Raw genomic sequence first — 25,709 nt, 5'->3', positions numbered from 1 at the left:
GCTCCGGATGGAGCCCTTTTTCTTGAATTTCCCAACCTCACCGATTGAAAATACACGGGGCTTTACTATGTCTGAATCAGTACTTCAGCGACTAGAAGAACTAAAAGAGTCGTTGCATTACCACGCTGTGCGTTACTACGTGGAAGATAACCCAGAGATCCCTGATGCCGAGTACGACCGTTTAATGCGAGAGTTACTGGATATTGAAGCTGAGAACCCTGACTTAATAACCGTAGACTCGCCAAGCCAACGTGTCGGTGGACAACCTCTCTCTGCGTTTAGCCAAGTGACACATGAAGTACCGATGCTTTCGCTTGATAACGCGTTTGATGATAGTGAACTTGATAGTTTCCACAAGCGCGCGCAAGAGCGCGTGGGAAGCCTGAGTGTGAAAGAATACTGTTGTGAGCCTAAATTGGATGGACTCGCCGTAAGTTTGTTATATGAGAATGGCGTTTTAGTTCAGGCGGCCACTCGAGGCGATGGTACTACGGGTGAAAACATCACAGAGAATGTGCGTACGATTAAAGCCATTCCTTTAAAACTCAGGGGTAATGACTGGCCAAATCGTCTTGAAGTTCGTGGTGAAGTCTTTATGCCGAAAGCTGGGTTTGAAAAGCTCAATGAATTAGCAAGGAAGAAAGGCGAGAAAATCTTTGTTAATCCACGTAACGCTGCGGCAGGTAGCTTACGACAATTGGATTCACGTATTACGGCTTCTCGTCCGCTTAGCTTCTATGCATACAGTGTAGGCGTGGTGCAAGGCGCAGAATTGGCAGCAAGTCATTACGAACGCTTTTTGCAAATCAAATCTTGGGGGCTGCCAATGTGTCCGGAAACTAAGCGAGTTGAAAGCTTGGCGGATGTAAAAGCTTACTACCAAGATATATTGCAGCGTCGTGATGCCCTCCCTTATGAGATCGATGGTGTCGTTATTAAAATTGACGATATTGCCGTGCAAGAGCGTCTGGGGTTTGTTGCTCGCGCTCCACGTTGGGCGATTGCCTACAAATTCCCAGCTCAGGAAGAAATGACGACACTGAATGAAGTGGAGTTCCAAGTCGGTCGCACTGGTGCGATTACACCTGTTGCTAAACTAGAGCCTGTATTTGTTGGTGGGGTAACGGTAAGTAATGCGACGCTTCATAACGCAGATGAGATAGAACGTCTGCAAGTCAAGATTGGTGATCACGTTGTGATCCGCCGTGCTGGCGATGTTATTCCGCAAGTCGTTTCTGTCATCAAAGAGCGTCGACCAGAAACAGCTCGAGATATTGTTTTCCCAACTCAGTGTCCTGTTTGTGGTTCGCATGTTGAGCGGATCGAAGGAGAAGCGGTAACACGTTGTATGGGGGGCTTAGTTTGCCAAGCCCAACGCAAACAAGCGCTAAAACACTTTGTTTCTCGTAAAGCGTTAGACGTTGACGGTTTAGGCGATAAAGTGATCGAGCAGCTTGTTGACCGTGAGATGGTGAAAACTCCTGCTGACTTATTTAAGTTATCTGCGGGGGTTTTAACCGTACTAGATCGCATGGGGCCAAAGTCTGCGCAGAATATTGTGAATGCGTTAGAAAAATCCAAAGAAACGACTTTACCTCGGTTTTTGTATTCACTGGGGATCCGTGAAGTTGGCGAGGCAACCGCAGCAAACTTAGCAATGCACTTTAAAACGTTGGGAGCGATCCAAAATGCTACCGAAGAGCAGTTGATTGAAGTGCAAGACATCGGTGCTGTGGTTGCTCAACATATTACGACTTTCTTTAGTGAAGAACAGAACCAAGCGGTGGTTAAAGATTTGCTTGAACAAGGGATCCACTGGCCAGAGATTAATACTACTGAGCAGGTGGGGGAATTACCATTAGAAGGTAAAACAGTAGTATTAACGGGAACACTTTCTCAACTGGGGCGTACAGAAGCCAAAGAAGCCCTCCAAGCACTGGGGGCTAAAGTGACGGGTAGTGTTTCTAAGAAAACCGATATTTTGTTTGCTGGTGAAAATGCAGGTTCGAAGCTCGCAAAGGCACAAGAACTGGGTATCGAAATTAAAACAGAACAAGACTTACTCGAATTGATGAATTAAGTCTTCTCAAAAAAGCTAAAAAATAACTAAAAGCCCCGTATGGTAAGCATGCGGGGCTTTTTCTTGTTCATAATTAAGTGTTTTTTTATTGAGTAATTGATGCCTTTGTTCTTTTCAGTGATCAAGATCGAACCTTGGGTTATTGGTTTTTTTGGCTTTTTTAGTCTGCGAGTGACTTCAAGTTGATACTTTCAGGCTAAATTTAAATGTTTGATTTTAAATGATATTTTGTTGAGTTGTGTTGGTGTTGTTAAAAATAAGATCTGGATCAATAAGTTATATGGAACTTTGGAGTGGCTCATATTTTTTTAGAAAAAAAATAAGTTCCATTTGGATGTTTTTAGCTGCGAAGTTAGTCTTAATCACGTGGATACACGGTGTGTATGCAGGAACTAAAAAAAGCCAAATTAGAAATAATGAGGTTTGATCAGGAATTTACTTCTCTCCTTCGGCGGCCAACTAAAGGTGAGATAGAAAAATACAGCTATATCCATTTTTAGGAGTTTTTCCATGGACAAATTTTTTAAGGTTTCAGCGTTAACCGCAGCAATGTTTGGTGTTGTTGCTGTCGCTCCAGCTACAGCGTCTACTGAAAGTGCAGCAGGTGGCGAGTACGTAGAGAAAGTGAACGAATTTATGCAAGACTCAAGTCTGAATGCATTATTCATAGTTGATACTCGTTCACGAACTCGTACAACAGGTAAGCCCGGCGGTGAAAATGGTGACCGTTGGAGTCGTCTAAACTACTCTTCTTACAACGCAATTTTAGACTTCACTTCTGGCTACCACGATGGTTGGGTGGGCGCAGATGTTGCGGCTTACTACTCTGGCGATCTTTACAACGATAGTCTTTACAATTCAAACGAAGGCTACCTATGTAACGAAATCTCAACTTGTAACAACCTAGACTGGGGTGCAGGTGATGGTCAGCAGCTTAAAGTTTACAAAGCAGCGCTGAAATTCAAAGCAAACGAAAACTTTAATGCTCGTTTTGGTATGTTACAGGCTGGTGGTAACGGTACAATCGGTAACGTTTGGAGCTTTGTACCTGGTACTTACCGTGGTTTCGAACTGAACGCTAAACTTGGTGATTTCAACCTAAGCTACTTTGGCGCAGACCAATTTACAGCACCTTGGCTGCTTCACGAAGATGATTACGCACCAGCGCTTTGGTCTGACACTTCATGGAGCTACCTACACTCTCTAGGCCTAAACGGTAACCTAACTGACAGCTTGTTTATGCAACTTGGTTTGGGTCAAGCTACTGGCGTTCAATATGCAAATGGTGTTGACTGGGGTGCAGGTCAAGTAACTAGCTACCACAACGAAACTGACAACACTTCTTACAAGGCTTACTTGAAGTACACTGTTAGTGACCGTACAACTCTAGCATTTGATTTCTACGGTGTTGACGATGATGTGAAATACGATGGTCTAGGTTTCCACACTGGTCTATCTTTGAATCAATCTTTCGGCAAGCTAGCTTGGATGTCTGAGTTGCGCTACACAGACACAGATAACCGTGCGGACTTCGTTCCTCGTACTATTCATACATATGGTATGAACAATGGTACTTGGTCTCAGTGGTGGGACGCGCTGTCTGACTGGAACAAAGCGGGTGAGCTAGCATGGTACAACCGTCTATCTTACAACCAAGGTAACGGCTGGAACTACTACCTAGGCTTTGGTTACGGTACTGGCGCTGACTCTGCAGCAAGCGGAGCATCAGGTGACTGGGATTACGAAAGCGAATACGCAGTTAACGCAACAGTATCTTACTCACTACAAAGTGGCGCGCTTAAAGGTTCTACCATTCGTTTACACGGTACAATCCTAGAACGTGATGAGTACGCAGGTGCTGGCGATGCGGATGAAACAGACTTACGTCTACAAGTTCTTATCCCTTACAGCTTCCACTAATACTTAATTAGATAATAAAAGGAGCCGCTAGGCTCCTTTTCTATTTCACTTCTCGGCCGTCGTATATTTTGCAATATAACGGTGGCAACATATGTACATTACCGTTTGGCAACTCACACTTTATCTCTGGGCCTAACGTACGACCACCGGATGCACCATTAGCATGAGTGGTTAACGGAATTATGGCAAAAGATATTACTAATAGACCAGATAAAAATCTCATAATAATCACCTTAATATAAACTTTAAATATCTACGTGCTTGTATAAACCGTGACTACGCAGAAAGGCAAGGTTGAATAGGGCTATTATATCAAACTAAGCTCTTACTTCTTTACTATTCCCATTCCCCACCTCTAAATCGACACATTTCACTTGGAATATTCGTAACGTCGCCACTTGGCATCTTACATTCGACTATAGGTCCCAAATTAGTTGTACCGCCGTTTCCGTTGTTGTAGGCAAAGGAAGAAAAAGAAAAAATACCGCACAACATTAAAAAGAGAAGCTTATTCATAGTACATCCTCTTACTTACCAAATAAAAAGCACTCAACTTAAATGCTTATGCGTTAAGTATGTATCCGAGGATAAAAAGATCAAAAAATAATTCAATAAAGTTTTATTTTTTAAAATAAATTTAGATCGATAATTTACCTAGATATATTTCTATCTTATTGATTGTCGTGTGTTGAATAATTAAATAATAGGAAATGGTAGGTAGGGTATTAATAATATTACTAATACTTATTTTTTTCTCGATTTTAATTAAGGTAATGAAATGAAAGCAGTTGTTTAGATTAAAGTAATGGAGCATGATTTGCCCCATTACTTTGGCATAAATTAATTAGAATCAGGCTCAATGATTAAAATAATACCTTCAACATCGGTGATTCTTACGCGGGTACCGGCTGGAAGTGCTTGATCCGATTGTGCGGACCATGTGGTATCGGCTACCTTGATGCGATTGAGCCCGACGGAAAAGTCTTCTTCAAGGATAAGAGTACGCCCAATTAACTGCTTGTACTTTTGGTTCAGATCTCTTTCTTGGTCTTCTTGCTTGTCTTTAGACCATTGTCGTCGCCACCAAAGCCAGGTGGTGATTAAGCTGAAGCTTGCAAAGCAAAGCCATTGCAATTGCCAGCTCATTGGCAAAACGGTCATGAGTGCTCCAACGATAAGTGCAGACATCCCGAGCCAGAGAAAATACCCTGCGGTACCAAGTAGCTCAACTGCTAAAAGAGCAAAGCCAAACGCTAGCCAATGCCAGAAAGAGATACCTTCCAACAAACTAAAAAAGTCCATAAATTATTCTTTATCTTGCTGTTTAAACATTTCTGCTATCCCTGCAACCGAGCCCATTAGTCCGGTTGCTTCTAATGGAAGCATAATGATTTTACCATTTTCGGCTTGACCAATGCTCTTGATCGCTTCGGTATAACCCTGTGCAATGAAGTAATTGACGGCTTGCATGTCACCTTTTGCAATGGCTTCGGAAACCATGTAAGTCGCTTTTGCTTCTGCTTGCGCGGCACGCTCACGTGCTTCTGCATGGAGAATAGCAGACTGCTTTTCGCCTTCAGCTTTTAATATCTCTGATTGTTTATGACCTTCGGCCTTTAATATCTCAGCTTGGCGAACCCCTTCTGCTTCAAGAATTTCCGCACGCTTATTACGCTCGGCTTTCATTTGCGCATTCATTGCAGCGGTCAGATCGGCTGGTGGCTGGACATCTTTAATCTCAATTCGTGTGACTTTTACGCCCCAAGGGTTTGTTGCTTGGTCAACAATCGCCAACAGCTTAGAGTTGATCATGTCGCGTTGGCTCAGCATTTCGTCCAGTTCCATTGAACCTAAAACGGTACGAATGTTCGTAAGGGTCAAGTTTCTAATAGCGTGTTCTAAGTCGTTGACTTCATAAGCCGCTTTTGCAGCATCGATCACTTGAACAAATCCGACAGCGTCAATAACCACGTTAGCGTTATCTTTTGAAATGACCTCTTGCGCAGGAATATCGAGAACGCGCTCCATCATGTTTACTTTTTGACCAACTTTATCAACGAATGGAATGATCAAGTTTAAACCCGGCTTTAATGTGTGGGTGTAGCGTCCGAAGCGTTCAACTGTCCAGTTGTTTCCTTGCGGAACCGTTTTAATGGCTGAAGATAAGATAACGACAGCAAGAACGACGAAAATACCGATGGTGATCAGTGAATCAATTGGCATGAGTTATTCCCTTAAGTGCATAATGTTCGATCCATTTTTACCTATTTATAGACAATAGACAATTGAAGTTCTGAGACCTTTGAGAGGTTATTGGTTTTTTATATGACAAAGGCCGGAAATCCCGGCCTTTGTTGTCTTATTCTTAGAAGAATGCGGCGCTTAGTACAAAATTGAGTAAAGCTGGCGACGATATTTGCTTGCTAATGCGTTACCTTGACCTAGCGCACTGAGAATATCCATAAAAGTCTTCTTCACTTCACCGTCTTGGGCGCCCAAGTCTTTTTTAAGAATATTCCACAGCAGTTCCAACGCTTCTTCATCCCGACCAACTTGGTTGTATTGTACCGCCAATTCACAAGCGAGTTCGAAGTTTGCCATGTCTGCTGCGTATGCTTGTTCTAGTCGCTGTAATTCAGGGCTATCTGCAGCCTGCAAATGCAGCTCGAGCTTGGCTATTAGGCTCTTGTAGTAGTTATCTTGATACTCGAGAGGGATAGCGTTCAGTAGTTCTTGGGCAATATCAAATTGTTTGGTTTCTAGCAAACAATCAGCCATCGCGAGTTTCACATCACCACGCTCTTGCAGCTCTGGCGGCAAAGTGTGGATGATGCTCAAAGCCTGAGCATGCTCACTTTGCTGAAGAAGTTCACTGACTTGTTTTAATAGTTGTTCATCTGGGCTTGGCAAATGCTTTTGTAGCATGGTGGCAATGGCATCAATTGGCTGGGGGCCTCCCAGACCATCGACGGCTTGACCATTTATAAACAGCGCGATAGTTGGCAATACTTGCACGCCAAATTGAGACGCTAAAGCGGGCTGAACTTCACAATTTAGTAGAGCAAGCGTAAATGCACCGTTGTACTGTTGAGCAAGAGATTGCAACTCAGGGAGTATCTGTGCGCTTTCTGGTTGAGCGTTGGCCCAAAAGTGGATCAAAACGGGCGTGTTCATTGAACCTTCAAGCGTTTCGCGAAAGTTCTGTTCTGTTATCTCAACGATAAATGGGGATTGCATCAGAGTATCCTTGCCTTGTGTCTTGTCGTTGATATTAGATATGGAGTTGATTTAGGTGAAATTCAAGCGACATTCACCATCAATAATGAATCATTCTATTTTGAGAAAACGTGAGGTAACAGAGTGAGGTTATTGCTGCTCAGGTGTTAGATAAAAAGAAAACGCTGCCGAAGCAGCGCAATTCTAATGCTATTTGTTAGTGCGGTATCAAAATAGGATGAACATGGTCAACACTACACCCACACTAAGCCAGTTAAGCTGATTTAATGTCATTGTTGCCTCGCAGTAGTATAAACATTGCTACAAAACGTAATGGGTGGCGATACCAAATCTAAGCAACTCAATCACTTTGGGCGAAAGAATCCCCGCTGAATTGCGTAGAAATTGATTCGTTTAGTTGAGGCTTTTTTAACCTACATGTTCATAATGACATCACATTGTTACGGTGAAATTACATTTCGACAAAACTTTTTTATGCAGCCTGTCGCAAAATTTTATCAAGTACACGGGTTGGTAATAGTCTTTTCAAGACTGCGAATAATTTAGTCGGTGTAGTAATTCGATAACGAATTTTCGGTGAAACGCTAGTTAATGCATGAAGAACTGGTGCGATGCAAGACTCTGCAGGCAAAACAAATCGATTATTAGACTTGTCGTTGTTGAGTCGCTCTCTTTGTCCTTCATAAGCATGACGATGGGGGCTAGATTCAATATCAACCCACTTCTCAAAGGCTCGTAATGCATTGTTTCTAAATTGAGTTTCGATCGGTCCTGGTTCTATCAATGCCACTTTGATATTCGTATCCGCAAGCTCTAGCCTGAGCGTATCTGTCCAGCCTTCTAAGGCAAATTTTGATGCATTATAGGCACCACGGTATTTCATTGCGGCAAAACCAAGAACAGAGCTGTTTTGTATGATGCGTCCTTCGCCTTGCTGGCGCATATGAGGAAGCACTTCTCTGACCAACTGGTGCCAACCAAAAAAGTTGGTCTGAAATTGATATTGAAGAGCCTCGGTGGGTAAGTCTTCCAGTGCTCCGGGCTGACCATAGGCACCATTATTGAACACTGCGTAAAGCTTACCTTCTGCTAATTCTAGCGCTTGCATCACGCCCGAAGAAATGCTTTCTGGGTTATTTAGGTCTAGATTGATGCAGGTTAGCCCTTCATTAATTAGGCGCTGGACATCTTGTTCTTTCCTACAAGATGCAATGACATTAAATCCCTTGTTTTGTAGGGCGTGAGCGCACACGTAACCGATGCCGGTTGAACAACCCGTAATAAGAATCGACTTTTTCATAATTTAATTTAAGACTCAGAAACCTTGATTAGAGCCATCATTCATCAGCTCCGGTCATGAAGCAAGTGCTTGAGTGCTGGCTCTATTCTGGAGTAGCTAAATTTAAAGCCCAGTTCGGTGAGTTTTTTGGGTTTGGCTCTCATGCTATCAAACAATAAGCAGGAAGATTCTCCCATTAGGAGTTCCATCGCCCATTTAGGCGTGAACAAGATATGCGGACGTTTTAGCGTTTTAGCTAGTGTGCCGCTGAATATACGATTAGTCACAGGATGGGGGGCGCACATATTGAATGCACCGTGGGCATGTGGTGTTTCAAGCAAGTACATGATGGCGCGGACCATATCTAGGATGTGAATCCAAGGCATGTACTGATTACCGTTCCCGAGTGGGCCGCCTACGCCAAGCTTGTAAGGTAATAGCATTTTTGCCAACGCACCACCATTAAGGCCGAGTACCACGCCAGTTCTCAGTAGACAAACCCGTGTTTGTTCCGACTCTGCGCGCTTGGCTATTTGCTCCCACTTTGCACAAACCTCGTGAGGAAAGTCGTCGCTATTAACATGTAAGCACTCATCAAACGGATGGTCTTGTTGATCACCATAGTAGCCAACTGCCGAGCCACTAATAAAAACAGAGGGAGGTTCGGTACTTGCGTGGATCAGCTCAACAATTTGCTCGGTAATTTTCCAACGACTTTTGCAGATTTTTTCTTTTTGCTCGCTGGTCCACCTTTTATCCGCAATTGGCTCACCTGCAAGATTAATGACGGCATCAACGTGATTGAGATCGGCGAACGACTCGAGCGAGTCAAGGTATTCGATATTACCCAGATCAGCATGCTGTAGGCGTTGTTTTGCTCGCTCTGGAGAGCGTGTAAGTAGCATAACCTGGTGAGTTGATAGCAGCTTGAGCAACTCCGAGCCAATAAACCCAGTGCCACCTGTGAGTAATATCTTCATGTTATCTCTTTGAATGTACACGTATTAGAACATTATAGTCGTTTTGTGCTTAGCTTGATCATCTCAACACCATTATTTCTGGGATAGTGACAAGCTGGCAGAGATACTATTAACTTCACATATTAGAAAATATGTAACTAAATGTTATAGATGGCGCTAGTGCATTCACGGTAGAAGAGTGAAATCTATGCCAGACTAGAAGTTATCGCTCATTGGAACGAGCGTAATCAGTTTGCACAATCAAGGAGGATAGGCATGGAAGCATTTGTTGCGCTTTTTCGAGCGCTCCTCAATAGTGCTCGTGACTTATTACCCATCATCATTGTTATCACTTTTTTCCAATTAGTCGTTTTGCAAGAGCCGCTGCCCAACCTGGTCTCCATTCTTTTTGGCTTGTTGCTTGTCGTTTTAGGATTAACCTTTTTTATCTTTGGCCTAGAACTTGGTCTTTTTCCTATCGGAGAGAGTATGGCTCAAGCCTTTGCAAAAAAAGGCAGCGTGTTTTGGTTATTAGTCTTTGCGTTTTGTTTGGGGTTTGGCACCACGATAGCTGAACCTGCATTAACCGCGGTAGCGGAAGAAGCCTCAGAAGTTGCGGCTGAGGGCGGAATGATCGCTAACTCAGAGCAGTCCATGCAGGATTACGGAGAAGGACTTCGAGTAACAGTAGCTCTCTCTGTGGGGATAGCCATCGTTATCGGTGTTTTGCGTATCTTAAAAGGGTGGCCGATTCATTACATGATCATTGGTGGCTATGTAGGCGTTGTAATACTGACGTGGTTTGCACCTGAAGCCATTATTGGCGTCGCTTACGATTCCGGAGGTGTAACCACGTCCACCATAACAGTACCTTTGGTCACTGCTCTGGGCGTCGGTTTAGCGTCTTCTATTAAAGGGCGTAACCCTATGGTGGATGGCTTTGGTTTAATCGCTTTTGCCTCGCTGTTACCGATGATGTTTGTGATGGTTTACGGAATGGTCGTAACATGATTTCAATTGATCATTTCCTAGACACTTTGTTATCGACCGTTCGAGACGTCGTTCCCATCGCCAGCATTATTTTTGGTTTTCAGTTAGCGGTGTTAAGGCGTCCTGTTAGCAACCTTAAGAAAGTTTTGCTTGGGTTCGTTTATGTGATTTTCGGGTTAGCTCTTTTTTTACTTGGATTAGAAATGGCGTTGTTTCCACTTGGGGAGACGATGGCTGTGCAATTAACGGCGCCGGAGTTTTTACAAGAGTTCAAAGTATCGGTAGGGAAAGCCTTAATGTGGGTCGACTATTATTGGGTTTACACCTTCGCCTTTTTTATAGGCTTTAGTACCACGATTGCAGAGCCTTCTTTAATCGCTGTAGCGATAAAAGCAAACCAAGTCTCTGGAGGCAGTATCAGTATTAACGGCTTGCGCGTAGCCGTTGCGTTTGGGGTGGCAATTGGTATTGCATTAGGGAGTTACCGGATTGTCGTGGGCGATCCCATTCATTATTACATCATCGCGGGTTACATCGTCGTTGTGATTCAAACGTTTTACGCTCCTAAGCTTATTGTTCCACTCGCCTACGATTCTGGAGGCGTAACAACTTCTACCGTCACTGTCCCACTTGTAACTGCATTAGGGTTAGGGCTTGCTTCGACCGTCCCTGGAAGAAACCCAATGATTGATGGCTTTGGCTTGATCGCGTTTGCCAGTCTATTTCCTATGATCTCTGTGATGGGCTATGCGCAAATAACCCAGTGGCTGAATAAAAACGTCTCGGAGGAAGAAGAAAATGCGCTTTAAATTGATACTTGCGTTTGTTGAAGACAGCAAAACAGACAAGGTGTTGGACGCTGCACGCGATGCTGGTGCGACCGGTGCTACGGTGATTAACAATGCTCGCGGACAAGGTTTAAATCAAAAGCGAACGTTTTTTGGTTTAACGCTAGAAGTGCAAAAAGATGTGCTGCTGTTTGTGGTCGAGGAACATCTCTCTCGACACATATTAGAAACCATTAATGAGGTTGGTGAATTCGACAGAGAGTCGGGGCAGGGCATTGCTATTCAGATCGATATTGAAGATGCAGTCGGTGTCGCGCATCAAGTAGAAACGTTGACCAAAGTGGTTGAGGATGAATTATGAGTGATCAAACGATAATTAGAGTTCGAGATGTAATGGCGGCTACTTATGTCATGGTTGATGGGCTAATGACAGTTTATGAAGGCATAACGCTAGCGAAAAAATACCAAGTCAAAGCACTGGTGGTGAAAAAGCGAGATGATAATGATGAATATGGCATCGTGTTGATGAATGATATCGCCAAAAAGGTGCTGGCGAATAATCGTTCTCCTCAGCGCACAAATATTTATGAAATCATGACCAAGCCCGCTTTGTGTGTCGAACCAGATATGAACGTAAAATATTGTGCACGTTTGTTTGAGCGATTTGGCATAAGCAGAGCGCCGGTCATTGAAAGTGGCGAGGTCATTGGGATGGTGAGTTATAACAATATTGTCATCAATGGTATGGTGCGAGAAGAAGTGTAATAGGTTGATATAAATGAAAAATCAACGAATTTTTTCTCAAGTCAGCGACTGTTACAAAGAACTAAAATATTTAATATATGTTAGGTTGCATATGTGTTAATTCACCATTATTCTTTGCGCCCTAAGCCTAATGTCGAGGAATCTGTATCATGCCTTTAGTCTCTTGCCCCGTGTGTGAGAAACAAATCTCAAAACGCGCTCATGCATGTCCAGGATGCGGAGAGCCCGATCCGCTGCACCATCTAGCCAAATCAAAATTTATGTCGATGGTGTTTTGGATACTGGTGTTGGTTGGAACAGCGTATGCAGCATGGTTCTATGTTTTGCCTATGGTCATTGAATCATTGCGCTATCAGTAGTATTCAAACCGTCGTAGGTTGAGCTGCTAAAAAAATGCCGTAGAATGACCTCATACTTTTTGAGGAGACGATGTCGTGAAACTATTTTTTGCCTCAGACCTACATGGCTCTTTGCCAGCAACTAAAGAAACCATTGAGCTATTTCTGGCCTCTGGTGCGCACCACCTGATTTTGCTAGGAGATACGCTAAACCATGGGCCGCGAAACCCTATTCCAGAAGGCTACAACCCTCCACAGGTAGCAGACTTATTGAACCAATACAGTGATCAAATTATTTCTGTACGTGGCAACTGTGATAGTGAAGTGGACCAAATGCTATTGAAGTTTCCAATGATGATGGATTACTCATGGGTGCTACTTGAATCTGGCAAGAGAATCTTTTTGACTCATGGTCACTTGTACAACTCTGAAAAACGGCCGCCACTGCGTGAAGGTGATATCATCGCCCACGGTCATACACATGTTCCCGTCGCAGAGATGCAAGATGGAGCCATTATATTCAACCCAGGCTCGATGACATTCCCACGTAATGGCTTACCGAGAAGCTTTGGTACTCTAGAAGGCAATAAGCTAACGGTAAAAACACCAGAAGGCGAAGTATTAGCACAAACCATGATTTAACGGTTTTACTAAGTAAAAAATAGGGAGCGAATTGCTCCCTATTTTGTGTCTGAATGTCCTAAATCGCGTTCTGGGTCGATAATGTCTCTAACGCGCTGTTTTAGCACCTTGGCTTCAGGAAAGCCGCTGTCTTTTTTCCGTTCCCAAATTTGCTGGCCATTACAGAAAATTTCGAAGCGACCACCTGTGTCTGGGTGTAAGCTGATTGTTTCTATTTCTTCACTAAAAGTATGCAGTAATTCTTGCGATAGCCAAGTTGAACGCAACATCCAGTTGCACTGGCGGCAGTAATAAATATCAATGATTGCTTTATCCATGAAACTTTCCTTTTAATCTTTTTAAACCAGCAACTTGATGCCCACCGCAAACGTGAGAATTTCGAATGCAACTTTAATCACTCTGTTACTGTATCGAGTCGCGGCCCATGCGCCTAAACTGCCGCCTAGAAAAGAGCTTAACAATAAAACAGGTAACCAAGCCCAGTGAATAGGCGCCCCTGCCTGTACGACGGCAATGCCTCCAATGCCATTCCAAAACAGGCCGACACAAATCATGGTGTAAGCAACGGCTTGTTTGTAGTCGTAACCAAACCAGCGCACCAAAAATAGTGTCACGAGCAAACCAGAACCTGCGGTAAGAGATCCGTTAATGATGCCGATAAACAGCAAGCCAATTCCACCAATAACCCAACCAATAGGATGACGGTTGCGTATTACTTCAGCTTGGCCTAGCGATGTCTTAAATCGCGAGTAGATACCCAGCGCTAGGATCATCGTGCCGAGCATCTTTTCCGCGATACCATCAGGGATCTGTACAATTAAGTTAGCCCCTAAAATCACGCCAATACTACCGGACAAGATAAGGTAGAGCGCGACTTTCCATTTAATAGTGCCTGATCTTAAATGCGTGCTTGCTGCGCCTAAGCCTAAAGCAACCGAAGCCACCTTATGTGTGCCTAGCGCAACGGAGAACGGTAAGCCGAGAAAGATGAGTAAAGGGAATTGAAGCAAGCCTGCTCCGCCACCAGAAAGTGAAGCCAGCGTGTTGGCGATTAGTGAACCGAAAAAAAGGGTAAGGGTATCTAGCCAATCCATAAGCAAAACAAAGGGGGCGTCTTGCCCCCTTATCATCCAATCAAAATTAGTTTTTAAACAGTACCGAAGAACCGTGGTTCAAGCTAGTGAGCAATAGTGTTTTTTCGTTCACGACGTCAATACGACGACTTTGCTCCGCATCTAGCTTAAAAATTTGAGTAATCAAACGTAGCTGTGCTTCGGAAAAGTCTTTTGATTGAGAAGATGAAATATCTTTAAACTCCGAAGGCGAGACCAACAAATAGTTGTCACTTACTTCCCAGCGGCCTTTTTCCGAGATATTTATCGTTGATTCTGCGGTTGAACCTTGAGCGAATAGTTTGATATTTGCTACGCGAATATAGTCACCATTAGGGAGATATTTCACGTTTGATTCAACATTAACTCGGCGTAGTGGGCCGACAGTATCGTCAGGCAAGCTGTCTGTAATGACTGTCACCATGGTCGACTGCCATTCGTTTGCTGTGAGGAGCTGCTCCACTTTTAGGTCACTTCCCCAATACAACCAACTACTGAAAAGAACGGATACGGCCAAAACCGCAGATGCTAATTTAATCTTCATATTGGCCTCCTTTATTTGCAGATGTCTGTTGGATCGTTTTGACCTGCGAAAATACGCAGTGTTACGTTCTCGTAAGAGTGGTTACTGTCATGAATGTAGTTCAGAATCAGCTGGTTATTTTGTCCGCCAGTGGCAATCACTTCCACTGGCAACGAGTCTTCTGCATGGTGCTTCACGTAGCGCTCAATGCATTGCTCTATTGAGGGCAACCAGTTGTTGATTTGAGGGTGATTTACAGGTGTCATCACTGGTACATTTTGATACTCACCAATCTGACGGAATTGGGATTCCGCAGGGTTCGTGAATAACAATACGCAAACAGGAAGCAGCAGAGACAAAAAGATAATGACACGCGGTAGCCAGTTAATCGTGTTAGATGCTGGCTTCGGCTGAGTTTTAGTCGGCTCTACTTGAGGCTCAAGATCAGCAGTAGTATCGGTCACTATCTCTGTTGGTGGTGTATCGCTCGCTTCTAACTCCACTGCTGGCACTTCTTGTTCAGAAGCGGTTTCTTCAACGTCAGTGTTAGAGTCAGTAGAAAATGGGCTCAAGCGTTCCACTGAACAAATGAGTTGGTAGCCACGTTTAGGTACCGTTTTAACAAACTCTGGAGATTTTGTTGAATCCTTCAACATCTTACGCAGAGTAGAAATCGCTTGAGTCAGGCTTGAGTCATCCACCTCAAAACCTTGCTCACGCCAAACAAACTCGTGAAGCTCGTTACGGGTTAAAACTTCGTTTGGTCTCTCTGCCAACATCAGAAGTATACGGCTTTCGTTGCTTCCTAATCGTACAACGTCGTTGCCGTTTTGTTGGTCAGCGAGCGAATTACTATTTGGATCAAAGGTGAACCTTTGAGCAAGTAGAAATTTGGTGCCAATGTTAGTCATTTAGTTCTTCTTAGATGGATGATGTTGTAATTATGGTGATTTATGTCACAAAATTACCGGGGCGCTTGGAGTGCGCACGACATTTTAGATGCTTTTAGACGGGTAGGATAATTAAAATTTTCTAAAAAAACACCGTTTTTAGCAATATTGACCTTGAATTTACATTTGTCAGCCACATGTTAAATGACATCTCGGTAAGGTGATTTCAAGGGGAAAGTCACAAACTTGTCCCTATGAAAAAGCCAATTAGTTTAGATGTTATGGAGCACACATGAGCGAAACCGTATCTCAAAATAAAGAAACTCGTGGTTTTCAATCAGAAGTAAAACAACTACTGCATTTAATGATCCATTCTCTTTATTCAAATAAAGAGATCTTTTTGCGCGAGCTGATCTCTAACGCATCAGATGCATCAGACAAACTGCGCTTTCAGGCGTTATCTAACCCAGATCTATACGAAGGTAATGCAGACCTTTGCGTGAAACTGTCGTTTGATGAAAGCGCAAATACCTTAACCATTTCTGATAACGGTATCGGTATGAGCCGTGATGATGTGATTGAGCACTTAGGAACAATCGCAAAATCTGGTACAGCTGAGTTTTTCTCAAAGCTATCTGAAGAGCAGAGCAAAGACTCTCAGCTTATTGGTCAGTTTGGTGTTGGTTTCTACTCGGCATTTATCGTTGCTGACGCCGTTACCGTGCGCACTCGCGCTGCGGGTCTAGCCGCTGATGAAGCGGTACAATGGCACTCAGCGGGTGAAGGTGAGTACACCATCGAAAACATTACCAAAGAGTCACGTGGTACCGACATCATTCTTCATATGCGTGAAGAGGGTAAAGAGTTTTTGAATGAGTGGCGTCTACGTGACGTTATCAGTAAGTACTCTGATCACATCGGCATTCCTGTTTCAATCCAAACTGTCGTTCGTGATGACGAAGGCAAGGAAACAGATGAGAAAAAGTGGGAGCAAATCAACAAAGCCCAAGCACTGTGGACGCGTAACAAATCTGATATTTCAGAAGAAGAGTATCAAGAGTTCTACAAGCACGTATCACATGACTTTGCCGATCCCTTGGTCTGGAGTCATAACCGTGTAGAAGGTAAAAACGACTACACGAGCTTACTATACATCCCATCGAAAGCACCTTGGGATATGATGAACCGCGACCACAAATCAGGCTTGAAACTGTACGTACAGCGCGTATTCATTATGGACGATGCAGAGCAATTTATGCCGTCATACTTACGCTTCGTACGTGGTTTAATAGACTCAAACGATTTACCGCTAAACGTATCGCGTGAGATCTTACAAGACAATAAAGTGACTCAGTCTCTACGTAATGCTTGTACTAAGCGCGTGCTAACGATGCTCGAGCGTATGGCCAAGAATGACGAAGAGAAATACCAATCATTCTGGAAAGAGTTTGGTCTTGTGATGAAAGAGGGCCCTGCGGAGGACTTTGCAAACAAAGAGAAAGTTGCAGGTTTATTGCGCTTTGCTTCAACTGAAGTGGACTCTTCTGAGCAAACTGTGGGCTTGATGTCTTACGTTGAGCGCATGAAAGAAGGTCAAGATAAGATCTACTACTTGACGGCAGACAGCTATGCAGCTGCGAAAAACAGCCCTCACTTAGAACAGTTCAAAGCGAAAGGCATTGAAGTTATCTTGATGTACGACCGCATTGATGAGTGGCTGATGAACTACTTAACTGAGTTTGATGGTAAACAGTTCCAGTCAATCACTAAAGCTGGGCTTGATCTAAGTCAGTTTGAAGATGAAGCAGAAAAAGAGAAGCAAAAAGAAACCGAAGAAGAGTTTAAGTCGGTTGTAGAGCGCACGAAGTCTTACCTAGGCGATCGTGTGAAAGAAGTTCGTACCACCTTCAAACTCGCATCTACGCCTGCTGTTGTGGTAACGGACGATTACGAAATGGGTACTCAAATGGCGAAGCTTCTTGCGGCAGCTGGTCAAGCTGTGCCGGAAGTGAAATACATCTTTGAGCTAAACCCTGAGCACAAATTGGTTAAGCGTATGGCTGACGAAGCCGATGAAGAAGCGTTTGGTCGCTGGGTTGAAGTTCTGCTTGGTCAGGCAATGCTAGCGGAGCGAGGCTCTATTGAGGATCCAACAGAGTTCTTAGGAGCCGTTAATCAACTTTTGACTAAGGTGTAATAACCTCTGAAAATCAAAAAGCTCGCATTTCGCGAGCTTTTTGTTTGTTGTCGCAAAATTTTGCATCTCAAGTGCTGAGTTAATAATCAATAGGGCGTGAAAGAGGGTACTGTTAACATTCTTTAGTCTTAATACACTCTTTGCTCAGAGAACCTGTGATAGAATCTGCGACTTGAATGTGAGTAATAAGGCGTGTATTTTTGCTCGCCTATATACGTTATACCGAAACTTATCGTTGCAGGTGCTTCTCAGGTTTGATGTCTAAGAGGTCAGCTATTGTGAGCTTCGGTATAAATCTTAAATATTAAAGAGGATAAATCATGCGCATCATTCTTCTAGGTGCTCCAGGTGCAGGTAAAGGCACACAAGCAAACTTCATCATGGAAAAATACGGTATTCCACAAATCTCTACTGGTGATATGCTTCGTGCTGCTATCAAAGCAGGTACAGAGCTTGGTAAACAAGCTAAAGCTGTTATTGACGCTGGTCAGCTAGTTTCTGATGAAATCATCCTTGGTCTTATCAAAGAGCGCATCGCTCAAGAAGACTGTGCAAACGGTTTCCTACTAGATGGTTTCCCACGTACTATCCCTCAAGCTGACGGCCTAAAAGAAATGGGCGTAGACGTAGACTACGTTATCGAATTTGACGTTGCAGACGATGTAATTGTTGAGCGTATGGCTGGTCGTCGTGCTCACCTTCCTTCTGGTCGTACTTACCACGTGGTTTACAACCCGCCTAAAGTGGAAGGTAAAGATGATGTAACTGGTGAAGATCTTGTTGTTCGTGATGACGACAAAGAAGAAACAGTACGTGCTCGTCTAGGTGTTTACCACGAGCAAACTGCGCCGCTAATCAACTACTACGGCAAAGAAGCTGAAGCAGGCAAGACTAAGTACCTTAAGTTTGATGGTACTAAGCAAGTAGCTGAAGTTAGTGCGGATATCGAGAAAGCACTATCTTAATTTGCTGAAGTCAAAAATTTAATATTTTGATATATTGAAAGCGGCCCAAGTGGTCGCTTTTTTTAGTTTACTCGTAAACATATATCTAATTAACTTCAGCTCGGCTATTCGTTACTTCGAGGTTACTTAAATATATGAACCAAGCCGTTTACCATGAATAGGATGTTATGAAAGAGAATAATAAACAGGGTGTACTCCTAGTTAACCTGGGAACTCCTGACGCACCAACCGCTCCTGCCGTAAAGCGCTTTTTAAGTCAGTTTCTTCATGATCACCGAGTGGTAGACATGACTCGATGGCTTTGGTGTCCACTATTGCACGGCGTTATCCTTCCTATCCGAGCTCCTAAAGTTGCCAAACTCTATCAATCAGTATGGATGGAAGAGGGCTCGCCGTTGATGGTGTACTCTAAACGCCAAACTGAAAAGTTAGCACAAAAGCTTGATATACCTGTAGAGCTTGGTATGACGTATGGTAACCCAAGTTTACAATCAGGCTTTGAAGCCCTATTGGCGCAAGGCGTTGATGAAGTCATTGTTTTACCTTTGTATCCGCAATACTCGGGCACAACAACGGCAGCGGTTTCTGACGGAATCACTAAAGCATTTAAAAACCTGCCTGTGATGCCGGGCTTTAGCTTTATTCGTGATTATTACAATCACCCGAAATATATTGAAGCGTTAGCGCATTCAGTTCGTGAACATTGGCAAAAGAATGGCCAGGGAGATTACCTGCTGTGTTCTTATCATGGTATTCCAAAACGCTATGCTGACAATGGTGATGTTTACCCACAGCATTGTGAAGAGACGACTCGCTTGCTTGGGGAAGCGTTAGGTTTAAGCGAACAACAAATTGGCATGACGTATCAGTCCCGATTTGGGAGAGAAGAGTGGCTTCAACCTTATACCGATAAGACCCTAGAAGCACTTCCTGCAAAGGGTGTGAAAAATATTAATGTTGTGACCCCTGCATTTTCGTCAGATTGTTTAGAGACGTTGGAAGAGATCTCGGAAGAGTGTAAAGAGATTTTCCTTGAAGCTGGTGGCGAAAACTTTACCTACATCCCTTGTTTGAACGATAGTGAACTTCATATCGAGATGATGGTTGAGTTAGTTCAATCTAAACTTTAGATACAAAAAAGGGTCGCAATAGCGACCCTTTCTACGTTTAGTTGAGCGATCAAGCAACTTGTACTTGCTGCTCTTCTACTTGCTCTGCCGTGCTGTGCGTATTTTCAGCGCCATGCATCCAGCGAACGAGTGTATTAGAGAATAGGAGCAAAATTACGCCACTTACGGTTGCGCTGACCGCAATACCACTAAAGATAGCCATAGCGCCTAACTCGCCTACGTGAGAGCCCACATAGCCCGCAACATAGTTAGCAATCGCATTACAGCCAAACCATGCACCCATCATAAGTGAAGCTAAGCGAAGCGGTGCTAATTTAGTTACCAATGAAAGACCAATTGGTGATAAACACAGCTCGCCTAATGTGTGGAAGAAGAAAGCGCCGACCAACCATAACATCGATGTTTTTACTGTTGTATCTCCACCTTGTTCTAGCACTGCGCCAACCATACAAAGGAAACCAATCGCCAAGAAAAATAGTGCCATCGCAAATTTCACTGGCGAAGTAGGTTCACGTTTACCCAATTTTACCCAAAGGACAGCCAGAACTGGCGCTAGAGTAATAATGAAAAATGGGTTTAGTGATTGGAACCACGCAGCAGGAACTTCGAAACCACCAATCATGCGATCAGTATATTGTTGAGTGTAGATGTTCATCAGACCACCAGCTTGTTCAAAGCCTGCCCAGAAGACAATAGTGAATAAGCTCATGACCAGAATTACTTTTAGTCGATTCACTTCTTCTTTGGTGAGTGGCTGCTTCGTGGTGGCGTTTTTGTTGTTTAGATCTCGTTTCGCCGCTGGTTCACGACCAATATCACCAAGCCATGATTGAGCCAGTACCATTTGCATCACTAGGCTAACCAGCATACCCACACCAGCGGCAACAAAGCCTGCTTTCCAACCGTAAGAGGTTGTCACAGAGCCAGAAACGACGCCGGCAAGTAATGCACCTAAGTTGATACCCATATAAAAGATAGTGAATGCGCCGTCACGACGGTTGTCACCTTCTTGATAAAGGTCGCCAACCATGGTTGAGATATTTGGCTTAAAGAGACCGTTACCAGTGATAAGTAGGCCAAGACCTAAATAGAAACTGTGTAGCGAACCAATACCTAAAGCATCAGCAGGAAGTGCAAGAGTAAACTGGCCGATGGCCATTAACGCGCCACCAAGCAAAATTGAGCGACGTTGACCTAAATAGTTATCTGCTAGGTATCCACCGATAAGAGGCGTGATATACACAAGCCCTGTGTATATGCCGTATAGGTCTAATGCGTCTTTGGTTGACCAGCCAAGGCCGCCATTCATTGTTGTATCAGTAAGGTAAAGCACGAGAATGGCACGCATTGCGTAGTAAGAAAAGCGTTCCCACAGTTCAGTACCGAACAATAAGAACAGGCCACGTGGATGACCAAAATATTGATGTTGGTTTGACATAAGCTCTTCTAATAATAGTTATTACATTTTTTAACGACTTCTACGTATACAATGCAATTCAATGAGTGACAAATAATAAAATTTTGCCATTCGACTATTTTTGTTTGTTAAGTAGCTGTTTTTGATTGGATTTGCAGATTATATGATGGTGTATTGGTTGTGTTACAAACTTAATTTCCATTTTTGCCTATGGACTTCTTTATCGTAAGTTGCTGAAAAAATGTCGTTAATGCGAGCGATGTATAATCATACTTTTATAGATAAACTGAATATCAATGACTCAACTTTGGCTTAATGCTAGGATAAAAACAAAATAGAATTGGCTAGTAAAAAGATGAAACGTTGGTATCTACTTTATTGTAAACGTGGGGAGCAGGTTAGGGCGAAACAACACCTTGAAAATCAAGGTGTAGAGTGCTTTTATCCAACTGTAGAAGTTGAGAAGATTTTGCGCGGGAAAAGACAAAAAGTCGAGGAACCGCTGTTTCCTTGTTACGTATTCGCTTACTTTGATTATGAGCAAGGGCCAAACTTCACCTCAGTCCGCTCTACTCGAGGTGTTGTTGACTTTGTGCGTTATGGTGCTCAACCGAAAGAAGTTCAAGGTGACTTGGTCTTCGAATTGATGCAGCTAGAAAAGTGTTGTAATGACAATACCGTTTCTGAATGTATGCCAAAACCAGGCGATCAAATTAGAGTTAAAAGCGGTCAATTTGCGGGCATAGATGCCATCTTCCAAGAACAAGATGGTGAGAAACGCTCAATTATGCTAGTTCAGATGATCACCAAGCGTGTGCCTGTCAGCATAGACAATAGTGATTTAGATTTAAAATAGCCTAATTCCATCAAACATAAAAAGAGGTGCAAAAACACCTCTTTTTGATCGTATCTAATTTTTTGTCTGTTTTAAAAGGGTTGGACGAACCAACCCTTATCTTTATCGTAGAGAATTAGTATGAGTCGTTGTGAACGGTCTGTACTGCACGACCTGATGGGTCAACACAGTTTTGGAACGATTCATCCCATTCAATCGCCTTCGCTGAAGAACACGCTACTGAAGGGCCTCCTGGTACACACTCTGCTGCTGATGGAAGTGGGAATAACTCTTCAAAGATTTCACGGTACACGTAGCCTTCTTTTGTCGTTGGCGTGTTGTATGGGAATCGATATTGAGCTGTTTCCATCTGCTGGTCTGTCACTTTCTGTTCTGCTACTTCTTTCAGCGTATCGATCCAGCTGTAGCCAACGCCATCAGAGAACTGCTCTTTTTGACGCCATGCGATCGATTCTGGCAGGTAGTGCTCGAAGCACTCACGAAGGATGTGTTTCTCCATTTTACCGTTGCCACACATCTTGTCTGCTGGGTTCAAGCGCATTGCTACATCTATGAACTCTTTATCTAGGAAAGGTACGCGTCCTTCAACTCCCCATGCTGCCAGCGACTTGTTAGCACGAGCACAGTCGAACATGTTCAGAGCAAGCAGTTTACGCACTGTCTCCTCGTGGAACTCTTTCGCGTTTGGCGCCTTGTGGAAGTAAAGGTAGCCACCAAAGATTTCGTCAGCGCCCTCACCAGACAATACCATCTTGATACCCATCGCTTTGATCTTACGACCCATTAAGAACATAGGTGTTGATGCGCGGATAGTCGTCACGTCATACGTTTCAATGTGGTAAATCACGTCACGAATCGCGTCCAAACCTTCTTGAATCGTGTACGTCATTTCGTGGTGAACGGTACCAATTTGGTCGGCAACTTCGCGAGCGGCTTTCAGGTCAGGCGCGCCTTCTAAGCCAACAGCAAAAGAGTGCAGTTGAGGCCACCAAGCTTCAGACTTTTCATCATCTTCAATACGCATCGCTGCAAAGCGTTTTGCTACCGCAGATGTAATAGAAGAATCTAGACCGCCTGAAAGAAGTACACCGTAAGGCACGTCAGTCATTAGTTGGCGTTTAACAGCCGCTTCTAGCGCTTCCGTCAATTCTTCTTTGCTAGTGCTGTTACCTTGTACTGCTGCGTACTCGTTCCAGTCACGAACATAGTAACGTGTTGGCTGAGTATCTTTAGAGCTGTAGTAGCTACCAGGAGGGAATTCACTTACTGTTTTACATACTGGAACAAGAGCCTTCATCTCTGATGCCACATAGTAGTTACCATGCTCATCGTGACCTTGATAAAGAGGGATAATACCAATATGGTCACGGCCGACTAAATACTCATCTTTTTCCTCGTCGTATAGCACAAAAGCGAAAATACCGTTTAGTTCTTCAAGGAGATCTGCACCCATATCTTGGTAAAGTGCAAGAATGACTTCACAGTCTGAATCGGTTTGAAATTCGTACTTTCCTTCGTAACGAGCACGAATTTCTTTATGGTTGTAGATTTCACCATTGACGGCAAGGATGAGCTTCTTATCAGGGCTGTATAGCGGCTGTGCACCACTATTTAGACCAACAATCGCCAAGCGCTCGTGCGCTAAAATAGCACGCTCTGAAGAGTAAATCCCAGACCAGTCTGGGCCACGGTGACGAAGTTTTTTCGACATCTCTAATGCGATAGGGCGCAATGCGGCTGCATCGCTTTTAATGTCTAAAATGCCAAATACTGAACACATACTACATCCTTACTAAACTAAACAATTTCTAATCGGTATGGTTTAAATTTGCCATTACTAATAAAAAAAGCAACGTTTTGTGATTAAAAAAATGATAAAAGGCCTTGTTGTATGGAAAATATTTAACTCAACCGTTGTTTTGGTGAATGAGATCAAGGTTTGGTATAAAAACTATACAAAAAAGGCTTTCTATCAATAGAAAGCCTTTCAAAAAATATCAGTGCTGTTGCTTATTTAATTGGTGTGAATTTAGGCTGAAGTTGTTTACAGACGTGTCGAGCAAAACCGCTACCAGCTTCACTATATATATTGAATGCTGCGTCAACGCCATTTTCAAGTAAGCCTTCCAATTGATCTGGGTATTCGGCGATAGCGGCAATTTGCCCCTTATATTTTCTGCGTTTAAGCTGTTCAAGTGCTGTTTGGTTACCTTGATGATGTGGCATTGCAAGCAGAACCAGTTTTACATGACCTGTATCTAAAATTCGCTCCCAGAAATCCGGGTCGGTGGCATCACCAGAAATAACATTTCTTCCTTCTGAACGATGATGATGTGCAGCGTCTTCACGAATTTCTATACCCAATGAAATTTTGCCATAGCGTGAGCGTAGCTCATCATAAGCGCCCGTCCCAATACGCCCCATACCTAAGATCAATACTTGGGCATGACCTGGGTTGATGAGTTGGTCGCGTTGATTGAGCTTTTCTACCGCTGTCTCTTGCAGCCACTTACCTGAATGTTGATAAATTTTATGGCTAAGGCGGTTAAGTGGCGCGGAAATTACAAAGGATACCGACACCGCAACCGCAATCGCAGCAAGCATATCACTTGGCATCCAGCCCATTTTATAGGCCAACCCTGCAACAATAAGACCAAACTCACTGTAGTTAAATAGTGATAAAGAGGCGAGCAAAGAGGTACGTACTCGAAACTTAAAATGATTAATAGTGACGAAGTACAAGAGTCCTTTGATTGGTAGCAGTAAGATAAATAGCAGGGCGAGAACGACGCCATTCACGCTCAATGAGGCGGATAAACCAATGTTTAAAAAGAAGCAGACTAAAAAGAGCTCCTTCATATTGAATAATGACTTGGATAGTTCTGAGGCTTTTGGGTGACCTGCGAGTAGCATGCCTAAAATTAGCGCGCCCAAGTCTGGTTTCATCCCGACCAACTCGAATAGTCCAGCACCGATAACAAGCGCGAAGAAAATACCGAACAGCACCAGCATTTCGCCGTGGCCAACTTTATCGAGCAGCTTATAGAATAGGGGACGAAGGAAAGGCAGTGCGAACAAACCGATGGCATACCATTCTGGGATTTTTCCGGTTGAAGCAGTCAGGAATACTACGGCAAAAATATCTTGCATAACTAAGATACCGATCGCGAGTGTGCCGTAGGTCGCGTTCATTTCGCCTTTTTCTTGCAATGCTTTTACGGCAAAAACGGTACTAGAGAACGATAGTGCAAAAGCTAAGAGCAGGATTTGGCTGCCGTCCATACTGGCTAGCGAAGTCAAGCCCAGTAGTTTTAAGCCGGATAACGCTAGGGCAAAAAAAGCGGTAGAGAGTATGTTGTGGGCGGTTGCACCTCCCCATATTTCTTTGGACAGCAGGGTTTTTACATCGAGTTTGAGTCCAATAGTAAACAGAAGAAGAGTAACACCAAGATCTGCGAGAGTGACAATAACGTCATTGCTTTGGTAACCAAATGCATGCAAGCCAAATCCAGCTAGTAGAAAACCAACGAGGGGAGGGAGGCTGCATTTAAGCGCAATAAAACCAGCTAAAAAAGCGGCTGTAATTAGAATAATTTCCATACTGTTGAGCTGTATTCCTGA

At 43.6% G+C, this 25,709-nt stretch carries 25 protein-coding genes; 12 read left to right on the top strand and 13 right to left on the bottom strand.

The features are described from left to right. Positions 1-67 precede the first annotated feature (67 nt). Both ligA and IJ23_RS17340 read left to right on the top strand, forming a co-directional pair. Positions 68-2,080, top strand: coding sequence for an NAD-dependent DNA ligase LigA (ligA, locus tag IJ23_RS17345; RefSeq protein WP_033906925.1), 2,013 nt, complete (start codon positions 68-70; stop codon positions 2,078-2,080). 510 nt (positions 2,081-2,590) lie between these two features. Next, the gene (locus tag IJ23_RS17340; RefSeq protein WP_005382055.1) at positions 2,591-4,000 is read left to right on the top strand and encodes a hypothetical protein; all 1,410 of its coding nucleotides are present in this window, start codon (positions 2,591-2,593) and stop codon (positions 3,998-4,000) included. 40 nt (positions 4,001-4,040) lie between these two features. Here IJ23_RS17340 and IJ23_RS24290 read toward each other — a convergent pair whose 3' ends face one another. From IJ23_RS24290 to IJ23_RS17315, 6 genes are all read right to left on the bottom strand, one after another. Next, positions 4,041-4,223 (bottom strand): hypothetical protein, encoded by a 183-nt coding sequence (locus IJ23_RS24290; protein ID WP_021707681.1) that lies wholly within the window; start codon positions 4,221-4,223, stop codon positions 4,041-4,043. Between the two features lie 617 nt (positions 4,224-4,840). Continuing rightward, complete coding sequence (locus IJ23_RS17335) at positions 4,841-5,302, bottom strand: NfeD family protein (protein WP_017634826.1); 462 nt, start codon at positions 5,300-5,302, stop codon at positions 4,841-4,843. A 3-nt stretch (positions 5,303-5,305) separates the two neighbouring features. Continuing rightward, on the bottom strand, positions 5,306-6,223 hold the full coding sequence (locus IJ23_RS17330; RefSeq protein WP_005382060.1) for an SPFH domain-containing protein: 918 nt from the start codon (positions 6,221-6,223) through the stop codon (positions 5,306-5,308). 159 nt (positions 6,224-6,382) lie between these two features. Continuing rightward, positions 6,383-7,237 carry a co-chaperone YbbN gene (locus IJ23_RS17325; protein ID WP_033906924.1) on the bottom strand — a complete coding sequence of 285 codons (855 nt, stop codon included), beginning with the start codon at positions 7,235-7,237 and terminating at the stop codon, positions 6,383-6,385. A 472-nt stretch (positions 7,238-7,709) separates the two neighbouring features. Further along, positions 7,710-8,537, bottom strand: a complete 828-nt coding sequence (locus IJ23_RS17320; RefSeq protein ID WP_033906923.1) for an SDR family oxidoreductase — start codon at positions 8,535-8,537, stop codon at positions 7,710-7,712. A 44-nt stretch (positions 8,538-8,581) separates the two neighbouring features. Continuing rightward, positions 8,582-9,496: a TIGR01777 family oxidoreductase gene (locus IJ23_RS17315; protein ID WP_005382076.1), complete on the bottom strand. Its 915-nt coding sequence runs from the start codon at positions 9,494-9,496 to the stop codon at positions 8,582-8,584. Between the two features lie 255 nt (positions 9,497-9,751). On the opposite strand from IJ23_RS17315, the gene IJ23_RS17310 reads away from it, so the two are divergent. The 6 genes from IJ23_RS17310 (at position 9,752) to yfcE (ending at position 12,998) form a co-directional block, all read left to right on the top strand. Beyond that, positions 9,752-10,486, top strand: coding sequence for a DUF1538 domain-containing protein (locus tag IJ23_RS17310; RefSeq protein WP_005382077.1), 735 nt, complete (start codon positions 9,752-9,754; stop codon positions 10,484-10,486). After that, the gene (locus IJ23_RS17305) at positions 10,483-11,274 is read left to right on the top strand and encodes a DUF1538 domain-containing protein (protein ID WP_005382078.1); all 792 of its coding nucleotides are present in this window, start codon (positions 10,483-10,485) and stop codon (positions 11,272-11,274) included. Before IJ23_RS17310 ends, IJ23_RS17305 begins: the two co-directional genes overlap by 4 nt. After that, positions 11,264-11,614 carry a P-II family nitrogen regulator gene (locus tag IJ23_RS17300; protein WP_005382084.1) on the top strand — a complete coding sequence of 117 codons (351 nt, stop codon included), beginning with the start codon at positions 11,264-11,266 and terminating at the stop codon, positions 11,612-11,614. The genes IJ23_RS17305 and IJ23_RS17300 overlap by 11 nt, the downstream gene beginning before the upstream one ends. Continuing rightward, a complete protein-coding gene (locus IJ23_RS17295; protein ID WP_005382085.1) occupies positions 11,611-12,018 on the top strand; it encodes a CBS domain-containing protein in 408 nt (135 codons plus the stop codon). Before IJ23_RS17300 ends, IJ23_RS17295 begins: the two co-directional genes overlap by 4 nt. A 149-nt stretch (positions 12,019-12,167) precedes the next feature. Further along, the gene (locus IJ23_RS25610) at positions 12,168-12,377 is read left to right on the top strand and encodes a hypothetical protein (RefSeq protein WP_005382086.1); all 210 of its coding nucleotides are present in this window, start codon (positions 12,168-12,170) and stop codon (positions 12,375-12,377) included. Between the two features lie 75 nt (positions 12,378-12,452). After that, positions 12,453-12,998, top strand: coding sequence for a phosphodiesterase (gene yfcE / locus IJ23_RS17290; protein ID WP_005382087.1), 546 nt, complete (start codon positions 12,453-12,455; stop codon positions 12,996-12,998). A gap of 38 nt (positions 12,999-13,036) precedes the next feature. Here yfcE and IJ23_RS17285 read toward each other — a convergent pair whose 3' ends face one another. From IJ23_RS17285 to IJ23_RS17270, 4 genes are read right to left on the bottom strand one after another with little or no spacing between them, the layout of a single operon-like run. After that, positions 13,037-13,315 (bottom strand): SelT/SelW/SelH family protein, encoded by a 279-nt coding sequence (locus IJ23_RS17285; protein WP_005382088.1) that lies wholly within the window; start codon positions 13,313-13,315, stop codon positions 13,037-13,039. A 21-nt stretch (positions 13,316-13,336) separates the two neighbouring features. Then, positions 13,337-14,092: a sulfite exporter TauE/SafE family protein gene (locus tag IJ23_RS17280; RefSeq protein WP_033906922.1), complete on the bottom strand. Its 756-nt coding sequence runs from the start codon at positions 14,090-14,092 to the stop codon at positions 13,337-13,339. A gap of 46 nt (positions 14,093-14,138) precedes the next feature. Continuing rightward, entirely contained in the window at positions 14,139-14,654 is a 516-nt protein-coding gene (gene toxS / locus IJ23_RS17275; RefSeq protein ID WP_005382091.1) for a transmembrane regulator ToxS, read from the bottom strand. 11 nt (positions 14,655-14,665) lie between these two features. Then, complete coding sequence (locus IJ23_RS17270; protein ID WP_033906920.1) at positions 14,666-15,544, bottom strand: transcriptional regulator; 879 nt, start codon at positions 15,542-15,544, stop codon at positions 14,666-14,668. Between the two features lie 271 nt (positions 15,545-15,815). On the opposite strand from IJ23_RS17270, the gene htpG reads away from it, so the two are divergent. The 3 genes from htpG (at position 15,816) to hemH (ending at position 19,815) form a co-directional block, all read left to right on the top strand. Next, positions 15,816-17,720: a molecular chaperone HtpG gene (htpG, locus tag IJ23_RS17265; RefSeq protein WP_033906919.1), complete on the top strand. Its 1,905-nt coding sequence runs from the start codon at positions 15,816-15,818 to the stop codon at positions 17,718-17,720. A 320-nt stretch (positions 17,721-18,040) separates the two neighbouring features. Next, the gene (gene adk, locus IJ23_RS17260) at positions 18,041-18,685 is read left to right on the top strand and encodes an adenylate kinase (RefSeq protein ID WP_005382094.1); all 645 of its coding nucleotides are present in this window, start codon (positions 18,041-18,043) and stop codon (positions 18,683-18,685) included. A gap of 167 nt (positions 18,686-18,852) precedes the next feature. Continuing rightward, positions 18,853-19,815: a ferrochelatase gene (hemH, locus tag IJ23_RS17255; protein ID WP_017819956.1), complete on the top strand. Its 963-nt coding sequence runs from the start codon at positions 18,853-18,855 to the stop codon at positions 19,813-19,815. Positions 19,816-19,864: 49 nt separating this feature from the next. Here the strand turns inward: hemH and IJ23_RS17250 are convergent, their stop codons facing one another. After that, positions 19,865-21,253: a peptide MFS transporter gene (locus IJ23_RS17250; RefSeq protein ID WP_005382097.1), complete on the bottom strand. Its 1,389-nt coding sequence runs from the start codon at positions 21,251-21,253 to the stop codon at positions 19,865-19,867. Positions 21,254-21,587: 334 nt separating this feature from the next. Here IJ23_RS17250 and rfaH point away from each other — a divergent pair, with 334 nt between their 5' ends. Further along, positions 21,588-22,088, top strand: a complete 501-nt coding sequence (rfaH, locus tag IJ23_RS17245; RefSeq protein WP_033906918.1) for a transcription/translation regulatory transformer protein RfaH — start codon at positions 21,588-21,590, stop codon at positions 22,086-22,088. A gap of 115 nt (positions 22,089-22,203) precedes the next feature. Here rfaH and asnB read toward each other — a convergent pair whose 3' ends face one another. Then, positions 22,204-23,868, bottom strand: a complete 1,665-nt coding sequence (asnB, locus tag IJ23_RS17240) for an asparagine synthase B (protein ID WP_005382100.1) — start codon at positions 23,866-23,868, stop codon at positions 22,204-22,206. 230 nt (positions 23,869-24,098) lie between these two features. Then, positions 24,099-25,688 (bottom strand): cation:proton antiporter family protein, encoded by a 1,590-nt coding sequence (locus IJ23_RS17235; RefSeq protein ID WP_033906917.1) that lies wholly within the window; start codon positions 25,686-25,688, stop codon positions 24,099-24,101. Positions 25,689-25,709 lie beyond the last annotated feature (21 nt).

It is taken from the genome of Vibrio sp. OY15, assembly GCF_000742455.1.
GTDB classification, from domain to species: domain Bacteria; phylum Pseudomonadota; class Gammaproteobacteria; order Enterobacterales; family Vibrionaceae; genus Vibrio; species Vibrio alginolyticus.
The sequence above is the reverse complement of the archived record's forward strand: the minus strand, read 5'-3'. Positions and strand labels throughout refer to the sequence as shown.

What these genes read in the sequence shown, in the direction of transcription:
- IJ23_RS17315 (WP_005382076.1), bottom strand. Translation starts at nt 9,496, where the DNA reads ATGAAGATATTACTCACAGGTGGCACTGGGTTTATTGGCTCGGAGTTG.
- hemH (WP_017819956.1), top strand. Translation starts at nt 18,853, where the DNA reads ATGAAAGAGAATAATAAACAGGGTGTACTCCTAGTTAACCTGGGAACT.
- IJ23_RS17300 (WP_005382084.1), top strand. Translation starts at nt 11,264, where the DNA reads ATGCGCTTTAAATTGATACTTGCGTTTGTTGAAGACAGCAAAACAGAC.
- IJ23_RS17335 (WP_017634826.1), bottom strand. Translation starts at nt 5,302, where the DNA reads ATGGACTTTTTTAGTTTGTTGGAAGGTATCTCTTTCTGGCATTGGCTA.
- IJ23_RS17235 (WP_033906917.1), bottom strand. Translation starts at nt 25,688, where the DNA reads ATGGAAATTATTCTAATTACAGCCGCTTTTTTAGCTGGTTTTATTGCG.
- IJ23_RS17330 (WP_005382060.1), bottom strand. Translation starts at nt 6,223, where the DNA reads ATGCCAATTGATTCACTGATCACCATCGGTATTTTCGTCGTTCTTGCT.
- IJ23_RS25610 (WP_005382086.1), top strand. Translation starts at nt 12,168, where the DNA reads ATGCCTTTAGTCTCTTGCCCCGTGTGTGAGAAACAAATCTCAAAACGC.
- IJ23_RS17295 (WP_005382085.1), top strand. Translation starts at nt 11,611, where the DNA reads ATGAGTGATCAAACGATAATTAGAGTTCGAGATGTAATGGCGGCTACT.
- adk (WP_005382094.1), top strand. Translation starts at nt 18,041, where the DNA reads ATGCGCATCATTCTTCTAGGTGCTCCAGGTGCAGGTAAAGGCACACAA.
- IJ23_RS17320 (WP_033906923.1), bottom strand. Translation starts at nt 8,537, where the DNA reads ATGAAAAAGTCGATTCTTATTACGGGTTGTTCAACCGGCATCGGTTAC.
- IJ23_RS17305 (WP_005382078.1), top strand. Translation starts at nt 10,483, where the DNA reads ATGATTTCAATTGATCATTTCCTAGACACTTTGTTATCGACCGTTCGA.
- rfaH (WP_033906918.1), top strand. Translation starts at nt 21,588, where the DNA reads ATGAAACGTTGGTATCTACTTTATTGTAAACGTGGGGAGCAGGTTAGG.
- IJ23_RS17270 (WP_033906920.1), bottom strand. Translation starts at nt 15,544, where the DNA reads ATGACTAACATTGGCACCAAATTTCTACTTGCTCAAAGGTTCACCTTT.
- IJ23_RS17280 (WP_033906922.1), bottom strand. Translation starts at nt 14,092, where the DNA reads ATGGATTGGCTAGATACCCTTACCCTTTTTTTCGGTTCACTAATCGCC.
- IJ23_RS17340 (WP_005382055.1), top strand. Translation starts at nt 2,591, where the DNA reads ATGGACAAATTTTTTAAGGTTTCAGCGTTAACCGCAGCAATGTTTGGT.
- IJ23_RS17285 (WP_005382088.1), bottom strand. Translation starts at nt 13,315, where the DNA reads ATGGATAAAGCAATCATTGATATTTATTACTGCCGCCAGTGCAACTGG.
- asnB (WP_005382100.1), bottom strand. Translation starts at nt 23,868, where the DNA reads ATGTGTTCAGTATTTGGCATTTTAGACATTAAAAGCGATGCAGCCGCA.
- ligA (WP_033906925.1), top strand. Translation starts at nt 68, where the DNA reads ATGTCTGAATCAGTACTTCAGCGACTAGAAGAACTAAAAGAGTCGTTG.
- IJ23_RS17325 (WP_033906924.1), bottom strand. Translation starts at nt 7,237, where the DNA reads ATGCAATCCCCATTTATCGTTGAGATAACAGAACAGAACTTTCGCGAA.
- htpG (WP_033906919.1), top strand. Translation starts at nt 15,816, where the DNA reads ATGAGCGAAACCGTATCTCAAAATAAAGAAACTCGTGGTTTTCAATCA.
- toxS (WP_005382091.1), bottom strand. Translation starts at nt 14,654, where the DNA reads ATGAAGATTAAATTAGCATCTGCGGTTTTGGCCGTATCCGTTCTTTTC.
- IJ23_RS24290 (WP_021707681.1), bottom strand. Translation starts at nt 4,223, where the DNA reads ATGAGATTTTTATCTGGTCTATTAGTAATATCTTTTGCCATAATTCCG.
- IJ23_RS17250 (WP_005382097.1), bottom strand. Translation starts at nt 21,253, where the DNA reads ATGTCAAACCAACATCAATATTTTGGTCATCCACGTGGCCTGTTCTTA.
- IJ23_RS17310 (WP_005382077.1), top strand. Translation starts at nt 9,752, where the DNA reads ATGGAAGCATTTGTTGCGCTTTTTCGAGCGCTCCTCAATAGTGCTCGT.